This is a genomic window from Pseudomonas sp. JAI115 (assembly GCF_014200835.1).
GTDB lineage: Bacteria > Pseudomonadota > Gammaproteobacteria > Pseudomonadales > Pseudomonadaceae > Aquipseudomonas > Aquipseudomonas putida_A.
In genome coordinates, this window is sequence record NZ_JACHCY010000011.1 from 69,169 (window position 1) to 85,733 (window position 16,565).

A 16,565-nucleotide genomic window follows, 5' to 3' on the forward strand; every position below is an offset into this window, starting at 1 on the left:
GGGCGGCCGTTAGGGCTCAGCTCAGAAATTTCTGCAGCAAGTCGTTGAGAAACAGTTGTCCGCGCTCGGTGGCCGCCAGACGTGACGGTTCGACCTGCATCAGGCCACTTTGTTCGGCCTCGCGGCGGTGTTCGGCGAGACTTTCCAGCGGCAGGCCGGTGCGTTCGGGATACAGGCGTGATTCCACCCCGGCAGTCAGGCGCAGGGCGTTCATCAGGAACTCGAACGGCATCTCGTCATTGCTCAGGGCTTTCTCGCCGGCCTGGAAACTCTTGGCTGGGTTGAGATAGTCCTTCGGCAGGCGTGTCTTCCAGGTGCGGACGATGCGCCCGTCCGGATGACTGAGCTTGCCGTGGGCGCCAGCACCGATGCCGATGAAGTCGCCGAAACTCCAGTAATTGAGGTTGTGCCGTGCCGGCCGCCCGGGCTGGGCATAGGCCGAGACTTCGTATTGCGCGTAACCGTGCGCGGCCAGCAGCGCTTGTCCGGCTTCTTGAATGTCCCACAGCGTGTCGTCTTCCGGCAGCACCGGCGGCTGGTTCCAGAACACCGTGTTCGGCTCCAGTGTCAGCTGATACCAGGAGATGTGCGTCGGTTGCAGTTCGATGGCCTGACGCAGGTCGCTCAAGGCATCTTCCAGCGACTGATCGGGCAAACCGTGCATCAAGTCGAGGTTGAAGTTATCGAACCCGGCCTGACGCGCCATACCGGCCGCGCGCACCGCTTCGTCGCCGTTGTGGATACGTCCGAGGGCTTCGAGTTTCTGCTGCTGGAAGCTCTGAATGCCGATCGACAGGCGATTGATCCCGAGCTTGCGATACGCAACGAACTTCTCTTGCTCGAAGGTGCCGGGATTGGCTTCCAGGGTGATCTCGATGTCGTGGGCGAACGGGATGCGCTGCTCGACGCCTTTGAGCAAGCGCCCGAGGGCTTGCGCGCTGAACAGGCTCGGCGTACCGCCACCGAAGAAGATCGAACTGATTTCACGGCCATACACCGCGTGCAGGTCCTGATCGAGATCGGCCAGCAACGCGTCGACGTATTCCTCTTCCGGTAGCACCGGGCTGGCGGTGTGCGAGTTGAAATCGCAATACGGGCATTTGCGCACACACCACGGGATGTGGATGTACAGCGCCAGAGGCGGCAGCGTAGGCAGCGGCGCCCGAGGCGAAGAGGCGGCGCCGCCGATGATCAGCGACGACGCGGGGTGGCTGTCGGTCATTTCAGGCCCAGACGCTGGCGCAGCAGATCCATTGCACGGGCGCGGTGGCTGATCTGGTTCTTGTCGGCCGGGCTCAGTTCGGCGCTGGACACGTCACGCTCCGGCACCCAGAACAGCGGGTCGTAGCCGAAACCGTGCTCGCCGCTGGCAGCGGTCAGGATGCGTCCGTGCCACAGGCCTTCGCAGAGAATCGGCAGCGGATCATCGGCATGTCGCACCAGTGCCAGCACGCAAACGAACTGAGCGCCGCGCTCGGCTTGCGGCACGTCTTTGAGGGCCTCGAGCAGTTTGGCGTTGTTCGCCGCATCGCCCTTGCCATCGGCATAGCGCGCCGAGTAGATGCCCGGTGCACCGCCGAGGAAATCCACCGCCAGACCGGAATCGTCGGCCAGCGCCGGCAGGCCGGAGATGCGCGCGGCATTGCGCGCCTTGAGGATCGCGTTCTCGACGAACGACAGACCGGTTTCCTCCGGTTCGACCTTGCTCCATTCGCCGATCGAGCGCAGTTGCACCGAGTCGCCGAGCATGGCCTGGAGTTCCTTGAGTTTGCCGGCGTTATGGCTGGCCAGTACGAGTTGCGTGAGGTTCATCATTCGCCGGGAAAGAGTTCTTGGTTGAAGTTGATGGTGTTGATCTTGTCACCGTTCTGCACCTTGATTTCAAAGGTGCGGGTTTCCTGCTGCTCCACCGGGTACTGGGCGATGTAGTAGATCGCGCCCTGTTCGGTGACCTGGCGGAAGTTCAGCGGCACGCTCTGGCTGGTCAGGTCTTTGACCGTGCCGGTGACGTTGGCGATCAGCGGTTTGCCGTCCTTGATCACCGAGACATTGATCACGCCCTGGTTCTTGCTGCGGATCAGCTCGGCTGCTTTGGCGATGTCGGGTGTCAGGAAGGTCGAGTTGAAAGTGTTGTAGTGCACGGTAACGTCGCCGAACACTTCCTTGCGTTCGCCCTTGATGGCATCGGCGGCCACCGCCGACAGACTCAGGCAGGCGGCCAATAGCACAGTAATCAAGCGACCCATGATCGTTCTCCTCGAAATGTCGTGGTTCAGACCGCGACCCGATGATCTGCAAGCACCGGGCTGCTGACGCGGTAGATACCAATCTCACCTAACAGATTAGGCCATAGCTTACTGGCCCACCCGTGACGGTGCTGTTGATCCACGGCAAGCCGATCAATGACCTTCGCATCACGTTCGCGACAAAGTTCTTCAAAGTCTTCGAAGGTGCAGAAGTGGATGTTCGGCGTGTTGTACCAGGTGTACGGCAGAAACTCCGACACCGGCATCCGGCCCTTGCTTGCCAGATACCAGCGGCAGCGCCAGTGCCCGAAGTTGGGGAAGGTGATGATGCACTGACGACCGACCCGCAGCATCTCGTCGAGGATCTTGTCCGGGTAGTGCACGGCTTGCAGGGCCTGGGTCATGACGACGATGTCGAAACTGTTGCTGGCGAAGTTGCCCAGCCCCTTGTCCAGGTCCTGCTCGATGACGTTGATGCCCTTGGCCACGCACTCGGCGATGTTGTCGGCGTCGTTTTCCAGGCCATAACCGGTGACGTTCTTGTTGTCGCGCAGCCAGGTCAGCAACTCGCCGTCGCCGCAACCGAGGTCGAGCACGCGGCTGCCAGCGGGGATCCATTCCTGGATGATTTCCAGATCAGCTCTCATGGCTTGTTCACACCGTAATTCGGTTCATGTAATTGCCGAACGCCTGCAAATAGCGCGGGATCGGAATCAGGAAGGCGTCGTGGCCCTGTGGCGCGTCGATTTCCAGATAGCTGACGTCTTTGCGTGCCGCCATCAGCGCGTCCACCAGCTCCCGCGAACGGGCCGGGGAGAAACGCCAGTCGGTGGTGAACGACATCACGCAGAACTTGGCGGTGGCGTTTTCGAAAGTTTTCGCCAGGTTATCGTCGAAGTTCGCCGCCGGATCGAAGTAATCCAGTGCCTTGGTCATCAACAGATAGGTATTGGCGTCGAAACGCCCGGAAAACTCTTCACCCTGATAGCGCAGGTAGCTTTCGACCTGGAACTCGACGCTGTGGAAGTCGTAGTTGAGCTTTTCGCTCTTCAGGCCGCGGCCGAATTTCTCGCCCATCGAGTCGTCGGACAGGTAGGTGATGTGCCCGACCATCCGCGCCAGCATCAGCCCGCGCTTGGGGATCACCCCTTGTTCCTGGAACGAACCACCGTGGAACTCCGGGTCGGTAAGGATCGCCTGGCGCGCCACTTCGTTGAAGGCGATGTTCTGCGCCGACAGCTTGGGGGCCGAGGCGATGGCCAGGCAGTGGCGCACGCGATCCGGGTAAGTGATGGTCCACTGCAAGGCCTGCATGCCGCCGAGGCTGCCGCCGATGACGGCGGCGAACTGACGAATGCCGAGCAGGTCAGCCAGACGCGCCTGACTGTGCACCCAGTCTTCGACGGTGAGCACTGGGAAATCGGCGCCGAACGGCTTGCCGGTCTCGGGGTTGATACTGCTCGGGCCGGTGGAGCCGTTGCAGCCGCCCAGATTGTTCAGGCTGACCACGAAGAACTTGTTGGTGTCGATCGGTTTGCCGGGGCCGATGCAACTGTCCCACCAACCGGGCTTGCGGTCGTCGGGGCTGTGATAGCCGGCAGCGTGATGATGACCAGACAAGGCGTGGCAGATCAGCACGGCGTTGCTCGCCTGTGCGTTCAGCGTGCCGTAGGTTTCGTAGATCAGGTCGTAGGCAGGCAGCGAACGGCCACAGGCCAGGGCCAGAGGTTCACTGAAGCGCGCCGTTTGCGGCGTCACCAGACCAACAGAATCGGGGGGAAAGGCAGCTGGCATCGACCCTGCTCTCGTTGAAATGAGGCGTAAGTCTAAAGACCGGGGGGGTTAGCGGCAAGCAACGATAAGGCCTGATCGTTTATTGAGCGAAGTCCTTGTGGTGAGGGGATTAATCCCCGATGGCTGCGTAGCAGCCCTGTAATCTTTGGCCGTGTCGAGAGAATGGGGTTGGCAACAACCAAGGGGCCGCTTCGCGACCCATCGGGGATAAATCCCCTCACCACAGTGGATCAGGCTGGACGCACCAGATCAGGCAACTCCGGCAGCTTCTTCGGCGAACAGATCTTCACCCGTTTCTGCCGGTTCAACTCGCCGCTGAGCAAACTGACCTGGCTTTTGGAAACCCCAAACGCCTTGGCCAGAAAGCCCATCAGATACGCATTGGCCTTGCCCTCGACCGGCGGCGCGGTGAGGCGGATCTTCAGACGGTCACCGTGCAGCCCGGCGAAATCATCGCTGCGGGCTGCCGGTTGCAGATGACATTCGAGGATCAAGTCGTCCCCGTCCCAGCGAAACCAGCTCACATCAGCAGGCGCAGGATTTCCGGCATCATGGTCATTGCCGCCAGATTGTTGATCACCAGCATGTCGATCAGCTTCAGCGCCAGGAAGGCGAAGATCGGCGACAGGTCCAGACCGCCGAGGTTCGGCAGAATCTTGCGGAACGGTGCCAGCGCCGGCTCGCAGATCTGGTTCACCAGTTCAGCGCCCGGATTGTGGCTACCCGGAGCGACCCACGACAGGATCACGCTGATGATCAGGGCGAAGAAGAAAATCTTCAGGAACAGCGCGGTCACGCCGATGATCGACCAGATGAACAGCTGCAGCGGGTTGCCGGTGGTGCCGTAGGTCAGCAGCAGGGTCAGGGCCATCAGGGCCAGTTGCACCAGAATCGCCAGCACCAGCGAAGACATGTCGAGGCCGAAGATGCTCGGGATGATCCGGCGCAGCGGCTTGAGCAGCGGCTGGGTAGCCTTGACCACGAACTGGCACAGCGGGTTGTAGAAGTTCGCGCGCACCAGTTGCAGGACGAAGCGCAACAGCACGATCAACAGGTACAGGCTGCCGAGGGTTTGCAGCACGTAAACCGCTGCGGTGTTCAATCCAATCATGTAAGGCTCCTTATTTGCCCAGTTGTTCGGCCATTTCGGCCGAGCGGTGCGCGGCGGCGCCGAGTGCTTTTTCTACCAGGGCTTCGAAGCCGTTAGCCTGGAATGATTTGATCGCGGCCTCTGTGGTGCCATTTGGCGAGGTCACGCGGCGGCGCAGCTCAGCAGCGTCGACATCGCTGGATACCGCCATGTGCGCGGCGCCCAGAGCCGTTTGCAGGGTCAGTTGCTCGGCGATTTCCTTTGGCAGGCCGAGTTTGACGCCAGCGGCGGTCATCGCTTCGATCAGCAGGAAGAAATACGCCGGGCCGGAACCGGAGACGGCGGTCACCGCATCGAGTTGCTGCTCTTCGTTCAACCACAGCGCGATGCCCACGGCGGACAGCAGCTCTTCAGCCTGCTGACGCTGCTCGGCTGTCACTTCGCTGGTGGCATACAGACCGCTGACGCCCTGACGCAACAGCGCCGGGGTGTTGGGCATGCAGCGCACGATCGGCTGCTCGCCGAGCCATGCGGTCATGCTCGCGCAGGTGATGCCGGCGGCGATCGACACCACCAGTTGCTGCGGTTTCAGACTTGGGCGGATGGCTTCGCACACGGCTTTCATCGCCTGTGGCTTGACCGCCAGTACGATCACGTCGACGCCGTCGATGGCCTGGGCGTTGTCGGCGAAGGTTTCGATGCCGTGTTCGGCGCCGACGCGTTGGCGAGTCTCTTCGCCCGGATCGCTGGCGCGAATCTGGCTGGCTTGCAGACCCTTGGCCCGCAGGCCGCCGATCAGGCTGGCGGCCATGTTGCCGGCACCGATAAAGGCAATGCGTGTGTTGCTCATGTCAGGTCCTTTTTCAGATGGCTGTCGGTCATTGCTGACCGTAATCTCTGGCGCCAAACAGCGCGGTACCGATCCGCACCCACGTGGCGCCTTGGGCGATGGCCGACTCGAGGTCGTGGCTCATGCCCATGGAAAGTGTGTCGAGCGGCAGATTCAGGCTGTCCTGCAAACGTTGCACGGCAGCAAAAGCGGCATCTTGTTCGGCGCGATCTTCGGTCGGCTCGGGAATCGCCATCAGCCCGCGCAGTTTTAACCGGGGCAGGGCGCTGATGGCCTCGGCCAGCGCTGGCAGGTCGGCCGGGGCGCAGCCAGACTTGCTGGCCTCACCGCTGACGTTGACCTGAATGCAGATGTTCAGCGGCGGCAGCTCGGTCGGGCGCTGCTCGGACAGGCGTTGGGCGATTTTCAGGCGATCCACGGAGTGCACCCAGTCGAAATGCTCGGCGATGGCGCGAGTCTTGTTCGATTGAATGGGGCCGATGAAGTGCCAGATCAAGGGCAGGTCGGCCAGTTCGAGCTGTTTGCCCAGGGCTTCCTGCAGATAGTTCTCGCCAAAGTCACGCAGGCCGGCGGCGTAGGCTTCACGCAGGTCCTGCGCCGGTTTGGTCTTGCTCACGGCCAGCAACTGGATGCTGTGTTCATCGCGGTTTGCAGCTTTGGCCGCTGCCTGGATACGCGAACTAACCTGAAGAATGTTGTCTGCTATCGTGGACATCAAGAGGCGCCGGCGGTCTGAAGGTTCGCGGCATTCTACTGGAATTGAGGGACGCTATGGATATCACTGAACTGCTGGCGTTCAGCGCCAAACAGGGCGCTTCCGACCTGCACCTATCGGCCGGTCTGCCGCCGATGATCCGCGTCGATGGCGATGTGCGGCGGATCAATCTGCCGGCGCTGGATCACAAGCAAGTGCACGAATTGATCTACGACATCATGAACGACACCCAGCGGGTCGACTTCGAGAAACACCTGGAAACGGATTTCTCGTTCGAAGTCCCCGGCGTGGCGCGCTTTCGGGTTAATGCGTTCAACCAGAACCGGGGCGCCGGCGCGGTGTTCCGCACCATTCCCTCGAAAGTGCTGAGCATGGAAGACCTCGGCATGGGCGACGTCTTTCGCAAGATCACCGATGCGCCGCGCGGGCTGGTGCTGGTGACCGGGCCGACCGGGTCCGGCAAATCGACCACGCTGGCGGCGATGATCGATTACCTCAATACCCATCGCCATCACCATATCCTCACCATCGAAGACCCGATCGAATTCGTCCACGAATCGCGCAAATGCCTGATCAATCAGCGCGAAGTCCATCGCGATACCCGCAGCTTCGCCACGGCGTTGCGCTCGGCGCTGCGCGAAGACCCGGATGTGATCCTGGTGGGTGAGATGCGCGACCTGGAAACCATTCGCCTCGCACTGACCGCTGCCGAGACCGGGCATCTGGTGTTCGGCACGCTGCACACGACGTCAGCCGCCAAGACCATCGACCGTGTTGTCGATGTGTTCCCCGGCGACGAGAAGTCCATGGTCCGTTCGATGCTGTCGGAGTCGTTGCTGGCCGTGGTGTCGCAGACGCTGATCAAGAAGATCGGCGGCGGACGGGTGGCCGCGCACGAGATCATGCTGGGAACGTCGGCGATCCGGAACCTGATCCGCGAGGACAAGGTGGCGCAGATGTATTCGGCGATTCAGACCGGAGGGTCGTTGGGGATGCAGACACTCGACATGTGCCTGAAGGAACTGGTGACCAAGGGCTTGATCAGCCGCGAGCATGCGCGGGAAAAGGCGCGTACGCCGGATAATTTTTAAGAGAGGCTTGTGTTGCTTTCAATGGCCTCTTCGCGAGCAAGCCCGCTCCCACATTGGATCTGTGTCGTTCACAAATCAAATGTGGGAGCGGGCTTGCTCGCGAAGGGGTCAGTACTGCTTGAGCAGATTCCGGATCAGTCGACTCAGCGCTGAACCACACGCATCTGTTTGCCAGCCGGTTCTTTCGGCAGCACACGCTTGGCAACTACGTAATGCTGTTCCCAGTACGGCTTGTTCAGCGTATCGATGCTCACCGCTTTGCCACGGCGTGGTGCGTGGATGAAGCGGTCGTTGCCCAGGTAGATGGCAACGTGGTTGACCCGACGGCTCTTGATGTTGAAGAAAATCAGGTCGCCCGGCTTCAGATCCTTGCGTTCGACTTTCTCGCCATGCCCGCTGGCCATCGCGTTGGAAGTGCGTGGCAGGTCGAATGTGGCGTCGTTGAACGCATATTTCACCAGACCACTGCAATCGAACCCTTTACTTGGGCTGCTGCCGCCCCAACGGTAGGGAGTACCGAGGACGTTCACCGCACGGCTCAGGACGTTGCTGCTTTCCTTGTTGGCCATCGGTGGCACCAGCTTGCCGTGATTCTTGCTGGCGAGCGTGGTGTGTTTCGTTTGTTTGCTGCTCTTGCTCGAAGGAGCCGAAGCATGGGATTTAGGGGTGAAACCGTTAACGTTGGGAAGACGTTGCTCACGATTGGTGGCGTGGGCGGCCAGTGGCATTAATAGGCAAATAGTTAGCCATGTCTTGAAAAATGGTCGCATTAGGCGTGGCTCTTATGTGTTAACGCGCAACTTTATAACAGCTTTTTTGTCCCTTCCGAGGCCGTTGGTCGATTCCATCGGAGGGCAACGGAACCAAACAAGCGGCAAACGGACGCAATTGTCGGACAGAAGTCCGGTGCTATAAGGCTTTGACGGACGACACGGTAACATTTGCCGTACGTCGGCTACATGTAAAAAAGTCACAAAGAATTAAAGAAAATTTATCTATCGAGTGAATCGAGGTCTTCATGAACCGCTATCAGCAGGTCGCTGCACCGCAGGATACGCACAGCAAAATCATCGGTTATCTGCTGTGGATTTTTGGTTTCACCGGCGCTCACCGCTTCTATTACGGCAAGCCGGTGACCGGGACGATCTGGTTCTTCACCTTCGGTCTGCTGGGCATTGGCTGGCTGATCGACGTGTTCCTGATCCCGGCAATGGATCGCGAGGCGGATCTGCGTTTCACCGCAGGGCCGATCGAATACAACGTGGCGTGGATTCTGCTGACGTTCCTGGGCGTGTTCGGCGTGCACCGGATGTACCAGGGCAAGTGGATCAGCGGGTTGCTGTATCTGCTGACCGGCGGGTTGTTCTTTATTGGTGTGCTGTATGACTTCTGGACGCTGAATGATCAGGTTTCGGTGCGTAACGCGCAGAATCGCGGCGCCTTTCAGTAACCTGTGGCGAGGGGATTTATCCCCGATGGAGCGCGTAGCAGCCCTAAAACATTCAACCGCGGAGGAATTGAATCACCGCGGTTGTAGATTGAGGGCTGCTGCGCAGCCCATCGGGGATAAATCCCCTCGCCACAATGTCCCTCAGCAGCCGGTTACGCCTGGTGACTGATCCGCCCATCCACCAAGGTGTAACGCACCACACCCGGCAGGGTGTGACCGAGGAACGGGCAGTTCTCGCCCTTCGACAGCCAGCCTTCACCAGCCACGGTGGATGCTTTCGGATCGAACAGCACGATATCCGCCGCACTGCCCACCGCCAGTTTGCCCGCCGGCAGACGCAGCGCGTCCGCAGGCCCGGCAGTCAGGCGCGCCAGCAGGGTCGGCAGATCCAGTAAACCATCCTCAACCAGCGTCATCGCCAGCGGCAGCAGCAATTCCACACTGCTGATGCCCGGCTCGGTCGCGCCGAACGGTGCCAGTTTGGCGTCGCGCTCATGCGGTTGGTGATGGCTGGAAATCGCCGAAATCACCCCGGACTTCACCGCTTCACGCAGGCCGTCGCGGTCGGCGCGGGTGCGCAGCGGCGGTTGCACGTGATACAGGCTGCTGAAGTCGATCAGCGCTTCATCGGTGAGGATCAACTGATACAGAGCGACATCGGCGGTGACCTTCAAGCCACGGGCCTGCGCCTGAGCGATCAGGGCCACGCCGCGCGCGCTGGTCAGTTGGCTGAAGTGCGCGCGCACGCCGGTCTGCTCGACCAGCAGCAGATCGCGGGCCAGGGCCACGGTCTCAGCGGTTTCCGGAATCCCCGGCAGGCCGAGGAAACTGGCGACCGCGCCTTCATGCGCCAGACCGCCATCGGCCAGGTCGTGATCCTGCGAATTGAAAATCACCGTCAGGTCGAAGGTCGCCGCGTATTCCAGCGCCCGGCACAGGGTGCGGGTGTTGCGGAAACTCTCCAGACCATTGCCGAACGCCACACAACCGGCGTCGCGCAGCGCCACCAGTTCAGCAAGCTGCTCGCCGTCCAGACCTTTGCTCAGCGCGCCAATCGGGAACACTTTGGTGTTGCCGGCTTCGCGGGCGCGGTCGAGGATCAGCTCGGCCACGGCCGAGGTGTCGAGCACCGGTTTGGTTTTCGGCGGGCAGCACAGGCTGGTCACGCCACCGGCCGCTGCGGCGCGGGTTTCGCTGGCGATCGTGCCTTTGCGACTGTAGCCCGGCTCGCGCAGGGCCACGTTCAGGTCGACTAGGCCCGGTGCTGCAACCAGACCGCTGGCGTCGATGGTTTCCACTGCGGTGAAGCCGGCCGGTGCGGCGCCGAGGGCGACGATCTTGCAGGCTTCAACGTGAATGTCGGTGATTTGATCCAGACCACTGCTTGGATCGATGACGCGGGCGCCGAGAATGCTGAGCTTCACTGGGCGTTCTCCTGCTCGAATTGACGTTGCGCTGTTTGCCCGCTCATGGCCATCGACAGCACGGCCATGCGGATGGCGATGCCGTAGGTGACTTGATTGAGAATCACCGAGTGCGGGCCGTCGGCCACCGCGGACTCAATCTCTACCCCACGGTTGATCGGCCCTGGGTGCATGACGATGCAATCGGGTTTGGCCCCGGCCAGACGCGCGGTGGTCAGGCCGAACAGGCGGTAGAACTCGCCTTCGCTCGGCAGCAAGCCGCCGGTCATGCGCTCACGCTGCAGGCGCAGCATGATCACCACGTCGACGTCCTTCAGGCCTTCGTTCATGTCGGTGTAGACCTTGACGCCGTACTGCTCGATGCCGATCGGCAGCAGGGTCTTCGGCGCGATCACGCGGATGTCCGGGCAACCGAGGGTCTTCAGGGCGAGCATGTTCGAACGCGCCACACGCGAGTGCAGGATGTCGCCGACGATCGCCACCGAGAGGTTTTCGAAACCGCCCTTGTGCCGACGGATGGTGAGCATGTCGAGCATGCCCTGGGTCGGGTGCGCGTGCCGGCCGTCGCCGCCGTTGATGATCGCCACCTGCGGGCAGACATGCTCGGCGATGAAGTGTGCGGCGCCGGAATCACCGTGGCGCACGACGAACATGTCGGCGGCCATCGCTTCGAGGTTGCGCAGGGTGTCGAGCAGGGTTTCACCTTTGCTGGCCGACGAGGTCGACACGTTCAGGGTGATCACGTCCGCCGACAGCCGCTGGGCCGCCAGTTCGAAGGTGGTGCGGGTGCGGGTGGAGTTTTCGAAGAACACGTTGCACACGGTCTTGCCGCGCAGCAACGGGACCTTCTTCACCGCCCGGGCACCGACTTCGAGGAACGAGTCGGCAGTGTCGAGGATTTCCGTCAGCAACTCGCGGCGCAGGCCGTCGAGCGAGAGGAAGTGGCGCAGCTGGCCCTGATCATTGAGCTGCAGCGGGCGCTTGGTATCTAGAGGCGTCATCGCGAGGGGGACTCTCAATAAGGGCGGGTTAGGAATTCAGGTCTTGCAGTTCGAGCGTCAGCGGCTCCGGGCCGGACAGCTTGACCCGCTCATTGGCGGCCAGCGACAGGGTCGCACCCACCACGTTCGGGCGGATCGGCAGCTCGCCGGCGTCCAGGTCGAGCAAGCAGACCAGGGTCACGCTGGCCGGGCGGCCGTAGTCGAACAGTTCGTTCATGGCGGCGCGGATGGTCCGGCCGCTCATCAGTACGTCATCGATCAGCACCAGGTGCTGGCCTTCGATCTCGAAGGGCAGGGCCGAGGGGCGCACTTGCGGGTGCAGGCCGTTCTGGCTGAAGTCGTCGCGGTAGAAGGAAACATCCAGCGTGCCCAACGGTGCGTCGCTGGCCAATTCCTTGAGCAGGGCCTGCGCGACCCAGATGCCGCCAGTGCGGATGCCGATGTAACGCGGTTCGCTGATATCACGCTGTGCAAGGTGCGCCTTGAGGCGGGTCGCCATCTGGCTGATCAGATCGGCGGGATTGGGCAGGCTCATGGTTGCTCCTTCGTGATTCCGAGCCGCGTCCTGCCGGACGTGGCTGGGTTTATAACCAAAAGAAAAGCGCCGAAGCGCTTGTCAGGATTCAAACAATGCAGTGTTTTCATCGAGCCAGCCCTGTAGCAGCAGAGCGGCGGCGATGGCGTCCACCGGGTTGTCGCGGTAACTGCCTTTCTGCCCGCCACGCACCAGTCGCTCACCCTTGGCTTCAAAGGTGGTCAGGCGTTCGTCGTGGGTATAGAAGGGCACATTGAAACGGCCATTGAGACGGCGGGCGAATTTCTCCGCGCGCAGGCACATCTCGCTGGGCGTACCGTCCATGTTCAGCGGCAGGCCGACCACCACGGCGTCGGGTTTCCATTCCTTGAACAGCGCTTCGACCTGATTCCAGTCGGGCACGCCGTTCTGCGCTTTCAGGGTGCACAGCTCACGGGCCTGGCCGGTAATCACCTGGCCGACCGCAACGCCGATCTGTTTGGTGCCGTAGTCGAAGCCGAGAATCAGGCGCAGGGCCATCAGGCGTGCCCCGCCTGACTGGTCAGCAGGCTGAGGTTGATCCCCAGATGCCGTGCCGCCGCTTCCAGACGCAGCTCGCTGCTGGTGTTGAACAGGATGTCGGCGTCGTACGGGCAGGTCAGCCAGGCGTTGTCGGCCAGCTCAGCCTCCAGTTGCCCGGCTTCCCAACCGGCGTAACCGAGGGCGATCACGCTTTTCGCCGGGCCTACGCCGTCGGCGATGGCGAACAGCACGTCCTGCGAGGTGGACAGCGCCAGATCACCGTCCAGCTCGACGGTGGCCTGAAAGGTCTTGCCCGAAGGGTGCAGGACGAAACCGCGATCGGTCTGCACCGGGCCACCAATGAAGATCGGCACATGCTGGCACAGCGCTGGCGGATCGATGTCCGGGCGCAATTGCTCGAGAATGTCAGCCAGATTCAGCTCTTGCGGTCGATTGACCACCAGCCCCATGGCGCCATTGGCCGTGTGCTCGACGATGTAGGTCAAGGTGTGGGCAAAGTTCGGGTCGGCCATGTGCGGCATGGCGATCAGGAAGTGATGCTTGAGGTAGCTGGGGCTGACGTTTTTCATGAGCGATAGTGTGGCGTCGTAGGGGTAAACTGACAAGCTGACGATCAGAGAACAACGCAGATCCATTGTTGAAGCTGAACCTTTGTGGTGAGGGGATTTATCCCCGATGGGGCGCGAAGCGGCCCTGAATCCATTGACGTGATATGCCTGACATACCGCGCATGCTGGTTTTGCGACTGCTTCGCAGCCGATCGGGGATAAATCCCCTCACCACAAAAAAACTGTATGCCGGCGGTCAGTTGCTGGAGAGCTTGTCGCCCCGGGCGAATTTCCAGGTGCGGATGATTTCCAGTCGGTCGATATCCGACAGATCGCCGGTAAACGGCGCAAACGGTGCCGCCAGCCGGACGATGCGCTGCGCCGCCTGATCCAGCAGCGGCTGGCCGGAGGACTCGAGCACCAGCACTTCATACAGCGAGCCGTCACGGTTGATCGAGACCATCAGGCGCAGGTTGCCGTAGATCTGCTTGCGGCGCGCTTCTTCCGGGTAATTGAGGTTGCCGATGCGCTCGACCTTCTTGCGCCAGTCATCCTTGTACCAGGCGCCCTTGTCGCGCATGGTCGAGGCCGCGCTCAAGCGGTGAATGCGCGGGCGTTTGGCGTACAGCTGTTGTTCGTTGGCCAGTTCCGCTACGAGGCTGGCGATGTCGCTGGACAGCTGCGAGCTGTCGAACGTCGGCGCGTTGACCGCAGGTTTGGTCTCGGTCTTGGTTTCTTCTTTCTTGGTCGGCGCCTTTTGCTGTTTCGGCGCCACCGTGGTCACTGCAGCCTTGGGTGCTGCTTCGCGCACTTCCGGTTTGGCGGCCGGGGGCGGGGTGACCTTCTTGACCTGATTGTCCTGGAACGGCGCGACCTCGGTGGTCTTGGGGATCGCCTTCTTGTCGAGGGTGCCGCTGCCTTCCTGGTTTTCCTGAGCGAGGAAATCAGCCTTTTTCGGCTTGGTTTCGCTCTTGAAGGTGGCGAGGGTGATTTCCAGGGTTTTACTGATCTGCTTGGGTTCGACCATGGTAAAGCCGACGCCGAGCAGCAGCGCCAAATGAATCAGCGCCGCGAGAAACAGGGTAAATCCGAGGCGATCGGCCGGGCGCACGCCACGGTGGGCGAGTTCTGCGGGCAGATCGGACGGGAGGGTCATGACAAGAAAACCAACATCGCGTTTTTCAGAGGCTGCGCATGATAACGCAATGTTGGTTTCGCGCCTTGGGCTTCACGCTTCAAGCGACAGGCTGCATATGACACACGTCAAGCTTGCGGCTTTTTGCCGGCGGCTTGCAGCTTCTTGTCGATGGCATCCATCAGCATGCCGCCGATATCGGTACCGAAAGCGTTGTCGATTTCGCGGATGCAGGTCGGGCTGGTGACGTTGATTTCGGTGAGGTTTTCACCGATCACGTCCAGACCGACGAACAGCAAACCTTTCTCGCGCAGGGTCGGGCCGACCTGGGCGGCGATCCAGCGATCCTTGTCGGTCAGCGGCCGCGCTTCGCCACGACCACCGGCCGCGAGGTTGCCACGGGTTTCGCCCTGGGCCGGAATTCGCGCCAGGCAGTAATCCACCGGCTCGCCGTCGATCATCAGGATGCGTTTGTCGCCGTCCTTGATTGCCGGCAGGTAGGCCTGGCCCATGATCTGCTGATTGCCGAGGGCGGTCAGGGTTTCCAGAATCACCGACAGGTTCGGGTCGCCGGCGCGGTGACGGAAAATCGAAGTGCCACCCATGCCGTCCAGCGGCTTGAGGATTACGTCGCCATGCTTGGCGGCGAATTCACGCAGCACATCGGCGCGGCGGCTGACCACGGTCGGCGGGGTGCACTGCGGGAACAGCGTGGCGAACAGTTTTTCGTTGCAGTCGCGCAGGCTCTGCGGCTTGTTGACCACCAGCACGCCAGCGGTTTCGGCCTGTTCCAGCAAGTAGGTGGAGTAGACGAACTCCATGTCGAACGGCGGATCCTTGCGCATCAGGATCACGTCGAGGTCGCTCAGCAGGTTGTCCTGCTCGGCGTCCAGTTCGAACCATTTTTCCGGGTTGGCGAAGACTTTCAGCGGCTTCATGCGCGCCCGGGCCTGACCTTCGGCCTGATACAGGTCGCGCTGCTCCATGTAGAACAGTTCCCAGCCACGTTTCTGCGCGGCCAGCAGCATGGCCAGCGAGCTATCCTTTTTATAGGAAATGCTGGCGATAGGGTCCATGACAATCCCGACGCGAACGCTCATTGGGTTTTCCTCGACAATTGGCTACCGGATCGGTATTGAAAAAGTGCCGCCAGAGTGGCGCTGGCAGGGTTTTCGGTCAAGGAAAAACCCGTCGATAGATTGCATCTGGAGACTGTGCTAAAAAGGCTGGCATAGCGTGCTGGCCCTTGAGCATCAAGGGTTTCCAGCCATTACTCATCGCAAAACGGACAATTTGATTCGCAAAGGCGACGGTAGAGCCCTCTTATGGAACAGCAGTCCAGCGCCTTGAAGGTCATGGTGATCGATGACTCGAAAACGATTCGTCGCACCGCCGAAACGCTGTTGAAAAATGTGGGCTGCGAGGTCATCACGGCGATCGACGGTTTCGACGCCCTGGCCAAGATCGCCGACCACCACCCCGGGATCATTTTTGTCGACATCATGATGCCGCGTCTGGATGGTTATCAGACCTGCGCTTTAATCAAGAACAACAGTGCGTTCAAGGCCACGCCGGTGATCATGCTGTCGTCGCGTGACGGGCTGTTCGACAAGGCCAAGGGGCGGATTGTCGGTTCTGATCAATTTTTGACCAAGCCTTTCAGCAAGGAAGAACTGCTCGACGCGATTCAGGCCCATGTTCCGGGCTTCGCCGCCGTTTTGCCGCAGTAAGACACGTACAGTGACGCTCGGCCAGCGGGCCGGGTGTCGACAAGAAAAATGGGGAAGACCATGGCACGTATCCTGATCGTCGATGATTCGCCGACTGAAATGTACAAACTCACCGGCATGCTGGAAAAGCACGGCCATGAAGTGCTCAAGGCCGAAAACGGCGCCGACGGCGTGGCCCTGGCCCGTCAGGAAAAGCCTGACGCGGTGTTGATGGACATCGTCATGCCCGGCCTCAACGGCTTCCAGGCCACCCGGCAACTGACCAAGGATGCCGAGACCAGCCACATCCCGGTGATCATCATCACCACCAAGGATCAGGAAACCGACAAGGTCTGGGGCACGCGCCAGGGCGCGAAGGATTACCTGACCAAACCGGTCGAAGAAGACATGCTGATCAAGACCCTGAACAACGTGCTGGCTGGTTGATCGCGCGG

Annotated in this window: 21 protein-coding genes; 4 read left to right on the forward strand and 17 right to left on the reverse strand. The window is 61.1% G+C overall.

All coding sequences use genetic code 11. The features are described 5' to 3' along the window. Positions 1–16 precede the first annotated feature (16 nt). From hemW to HDC30_RS21595, 9 genes are all read right to left on the reverse strand, one after another. Complete coding sequence (gene hemW, locus HDC30_RS21555) at positions 17–1,222, reverse strand: radical SAM family heme chaperone HemW (protein WP_027610573.1); 1,206 nt, start codon at positions 1,220–1,222, stop codon at positions 17–19. Further along, positions 1,219–1,815, reverse strand: coding sequence for an RdgB/HAM1 family non-canonical purine NTP pyrophosphatase (rdgB, locus tag HDC30_RS21560; RefSeq protein WP_134784874.1), 597 nt, complete (start codon positions 1,813–1,815; stop codon positions 1,219–1,221). Before rdgB ends, hemW begins: the two co-directional genes overlap by 4 nt. Continuing rightward, positions 1,812–2,246, reverse strand: a complete 435-nt coding sequence (locus HDC30_RS21565; RefSeq protein WP_027610575.1) for a DUF4426 domain-containing protein — start codon at positions 2,244–2,246, stop codon at positions 1,812–1,814. Before HDC30_RS21565 ends, rdgB begins: the two co-directional genes overlap by 4 nt. 26 nt (positions 2,247–2,272) lie before the next feature. Further along, on the reverse strand, positions 2,273–2,893 hold the full coding sequence (gene metW, locus HDC30_RS21570) for a methionine biosynthesis protein MetW (protein WP_003229126.1): 621 nt from the start codon (positions 2,891–2,893) through the stop codon (positions 2,273–2,275). A 7-nt stretch (positions 2,894–2,900) separates the two neighbouring features. Next, positions 2,901–4,040 (reverse strand): homoserine O-acetyltransferase, encoded by a 1,140-nt coding sequence (locus HDC30_RS21575; protein WP_183784818.1) that lies wholly within the window; start codon positions 4,038–4,040, stop codon positions 2,901–2,903. Between the two features lie 230 nt (positions 4,041–4,270). Beyond that, positions 4,271–4,564: a DUF167 domain-containing protein gene (locus HDC30_RS21580; RefSeq protein WP_096795761.1), complete on the reverse strand. Its 294-nt coding sequence runs from the start codon at positions 4,562–4,564 to the stop codon at positions 4,271–4,273. Then, positions 4,561–5,151: a YggT family protein gene (locus HDC30_RS21585; RefSeq protein ID WP_027610578.1), complete on the reverse strand. Its 591-nt coding sequence runs from the start codon at positions 5,149–5,151 to the stop codon at positions 4,561–4,563. The genes HDC30_RS21580 and HDC30_RS21585 overlap by 4 nt, the downstream gene beginning before the upstream one ends. 10 nt (positions 5,152–5,161) lie before the next feature. Further along, positions 5,162–5,980, reverse strand: a complete 819-nt coding sequence (proC, locus tag HDC30_RS21590; protein WP_183784819.1) for a pyrroline-5-carboxylate reductase — start codon at positions 5,978–5,980, stop codon at positions 5,162–5,164. 28 nt (positions 5,981–6,008) lie between these two features. After that, on the reverse strand, positions 6,009–6,695 hold the full coding sequence (locus HDC30_RS21595) for a YggS family pyridoxal phosphate-dependent enzyme (protein WP_027610580.1): 687 nt from the start codon (positions 6,693–6,695) through the stop codon (positions 6,009–6,011). A gap of 56 nt (positions 6,696–6,751) precedes the next feature. Between HDC30_RS21595 and HDC30_RS21600 the strand changes: the two genes are divergently transcribed. Beyond that, positions 6,752–7,786, forward strand: coding sequence for a type IV pilus twitching motility protein PilT (locus HDC30_RS21600; RefSeq protein ID WP_003229114.1), 1,035 nt, complete (start codon positions 6,752–6,754; stop codon positions 7,784–7,786). 143 nt (positions 7,787–7,929) lie between these two features. Here HDC30_RS21600 and HDC30_RS21605 read toward each other — a convergent pair whose 3' ends face one another. Continuing rightward, positions 7,930–8,556 carry a C40 family peptidase gene (locus HDC30_RS21605; protein WP_003229112.1) on the reverse strand — a complete coding sequence of 209 codons (627 nt, stop codon included), beginning with the start codon at positions 8,554–8,556 and terminating at the stop codon, positions 7,930–7,932. A gap of 248 nt (positions 8,557–8,804) precedes the next feature. On the opposite strand from HDC30_RS21605, the gene HDC30_RS21610 reads away from it, so the two are divergent. Further along, entirely contained in the window at positions 8,805–9,236 is a 432-nt protein-coding gene (locus HDC30_RS21610) for a TM2 domain-containing protein (protein WP_007964113.1), read from the forward strand. Between the two features lie 152 nt (positions 9,237–9,388). Here HDC30_RS21610 and HDC30_RS21615 read toward each other — a convergent pair whose 3' ends face one another. From HDC30_RS21615 to gshB, 7 genes are all read right to left on the reverse strand, one after another. Continuing rightward, positions 9,389–10,660, reverse strand: a complete 1,272-nt coding sequence (locus tag HDC30_RS21615) for a dihydroorotase (protein WP_183784821.1) — start codon at positions 10,658–10,660, stop codon at positions 9,389–9,391. After that, complete coding sequence (locus HDC30_RS21620; protein WP_003229107.1) at positions 10,657–11,661, reverse strand: aspartate carbamoyltransferase catalytic subunit; 1,005 nt, start codon at positions 11,659–11,661, stop codon at positions 10,657–10,659. Before HDC30_RS21620 ends, HDC30_RS21615 begins: the two co-directional genes overlap by 4 nt. A 28-nt stretch (positions 11,662–11,689) precedes the next feature. Continuing rightward, entirely contained in the window at positions 11,690–12,196 is a 507-nt protein-coding gene (gene pyrR, locus HDC30_RS21625) for a bifunctional pyr operon transcriptional regulator/uracil phosphoribosyltransferase PyrR (protein ID WP_027610583.1), read from the reverse strand. An 81-nt stretch (positions 12,197–12,277) separates the two neighbouring features. Continuing rightward, positions 12,278–12,715, reverse strand: coding sequence for a Holliday junction resolvase RuvX (gene ruvX / locus HDC30_RS21630; RefSeq protein ID WP_003229101.1), 438 nt, complete (start codon positions 12,713–12,715; stop codon positions 12,278–12,280). Continuing rightward, positions 12,715–13,287 carry a YqgE/AlgH family protein gene (locus HDC30_RS21635; RefSeq protein WP_007964108.1) on the reverse strand — a complete coding sequence of 191 codons (573 nt, stop codon included), beginning with the start codon at positions 13,285–13,287 and terminating at the stop codon, positions 12,715–12,717. The genes ruvX and HDC30_RS21635 overlap by 1 nt, the downstream gene beginning before the upstream one ends. 235 nt (positions 13,288–13,522) lie before the next feature. Continuing rightward, a complete protein-coding gene (locus HDC30_RS21640; RefSeq protein ID WP_183784823.1) occupies positions 13,523–14,422 on the reverse strand; it encodes an energy transducer TonB in 900 nt (299 codons plus the stop codon). 107 nt (positions 14,423–14,529) lie between these two features. Continuing rightward, positions 14,530–15,501 (reverse strand): glutathione synthase, encoded by a 972-nt coding sequence (gene gshB, locus HDC30_RS21645; protein ID WP_183784825.1) that lies wholly within the window; start codon positions 15,499–15,501, stop codon positions 14,530–14,532. 225 nt (positions 15,502–15,726) lie between these two features. Here gshB and pilG point away from each other — a divergent pair, with 225 nt between their 5' ends. After that, complete coding sequence (pilG, locus tag HDC30_RS21650; protein ID WP_003229093.1) at positions 15,727–16,131, forward strand: twitching motility response regulator PilG; 405 nt, start codon at positions 15,727–15,729, stop codon at positions 16,129–16,131. 60 nt (positions 16,132–16,191) lie between these two features. Further along, the gene (gene pilH / locus HDC30_RS21655) at positions 16,192–16,557 is read left to right on the forward strand and encodes a twitching motility response regulator PilH (RefSeq protein WP_025109154.1); all 366 of its coding nucleotides are present in this window, start codon (positions 16,192–16,194) and stop codon (positions 16,555–16,557) included. Positions 16,558–16,565: the final 8 nt, after the last annotated feature.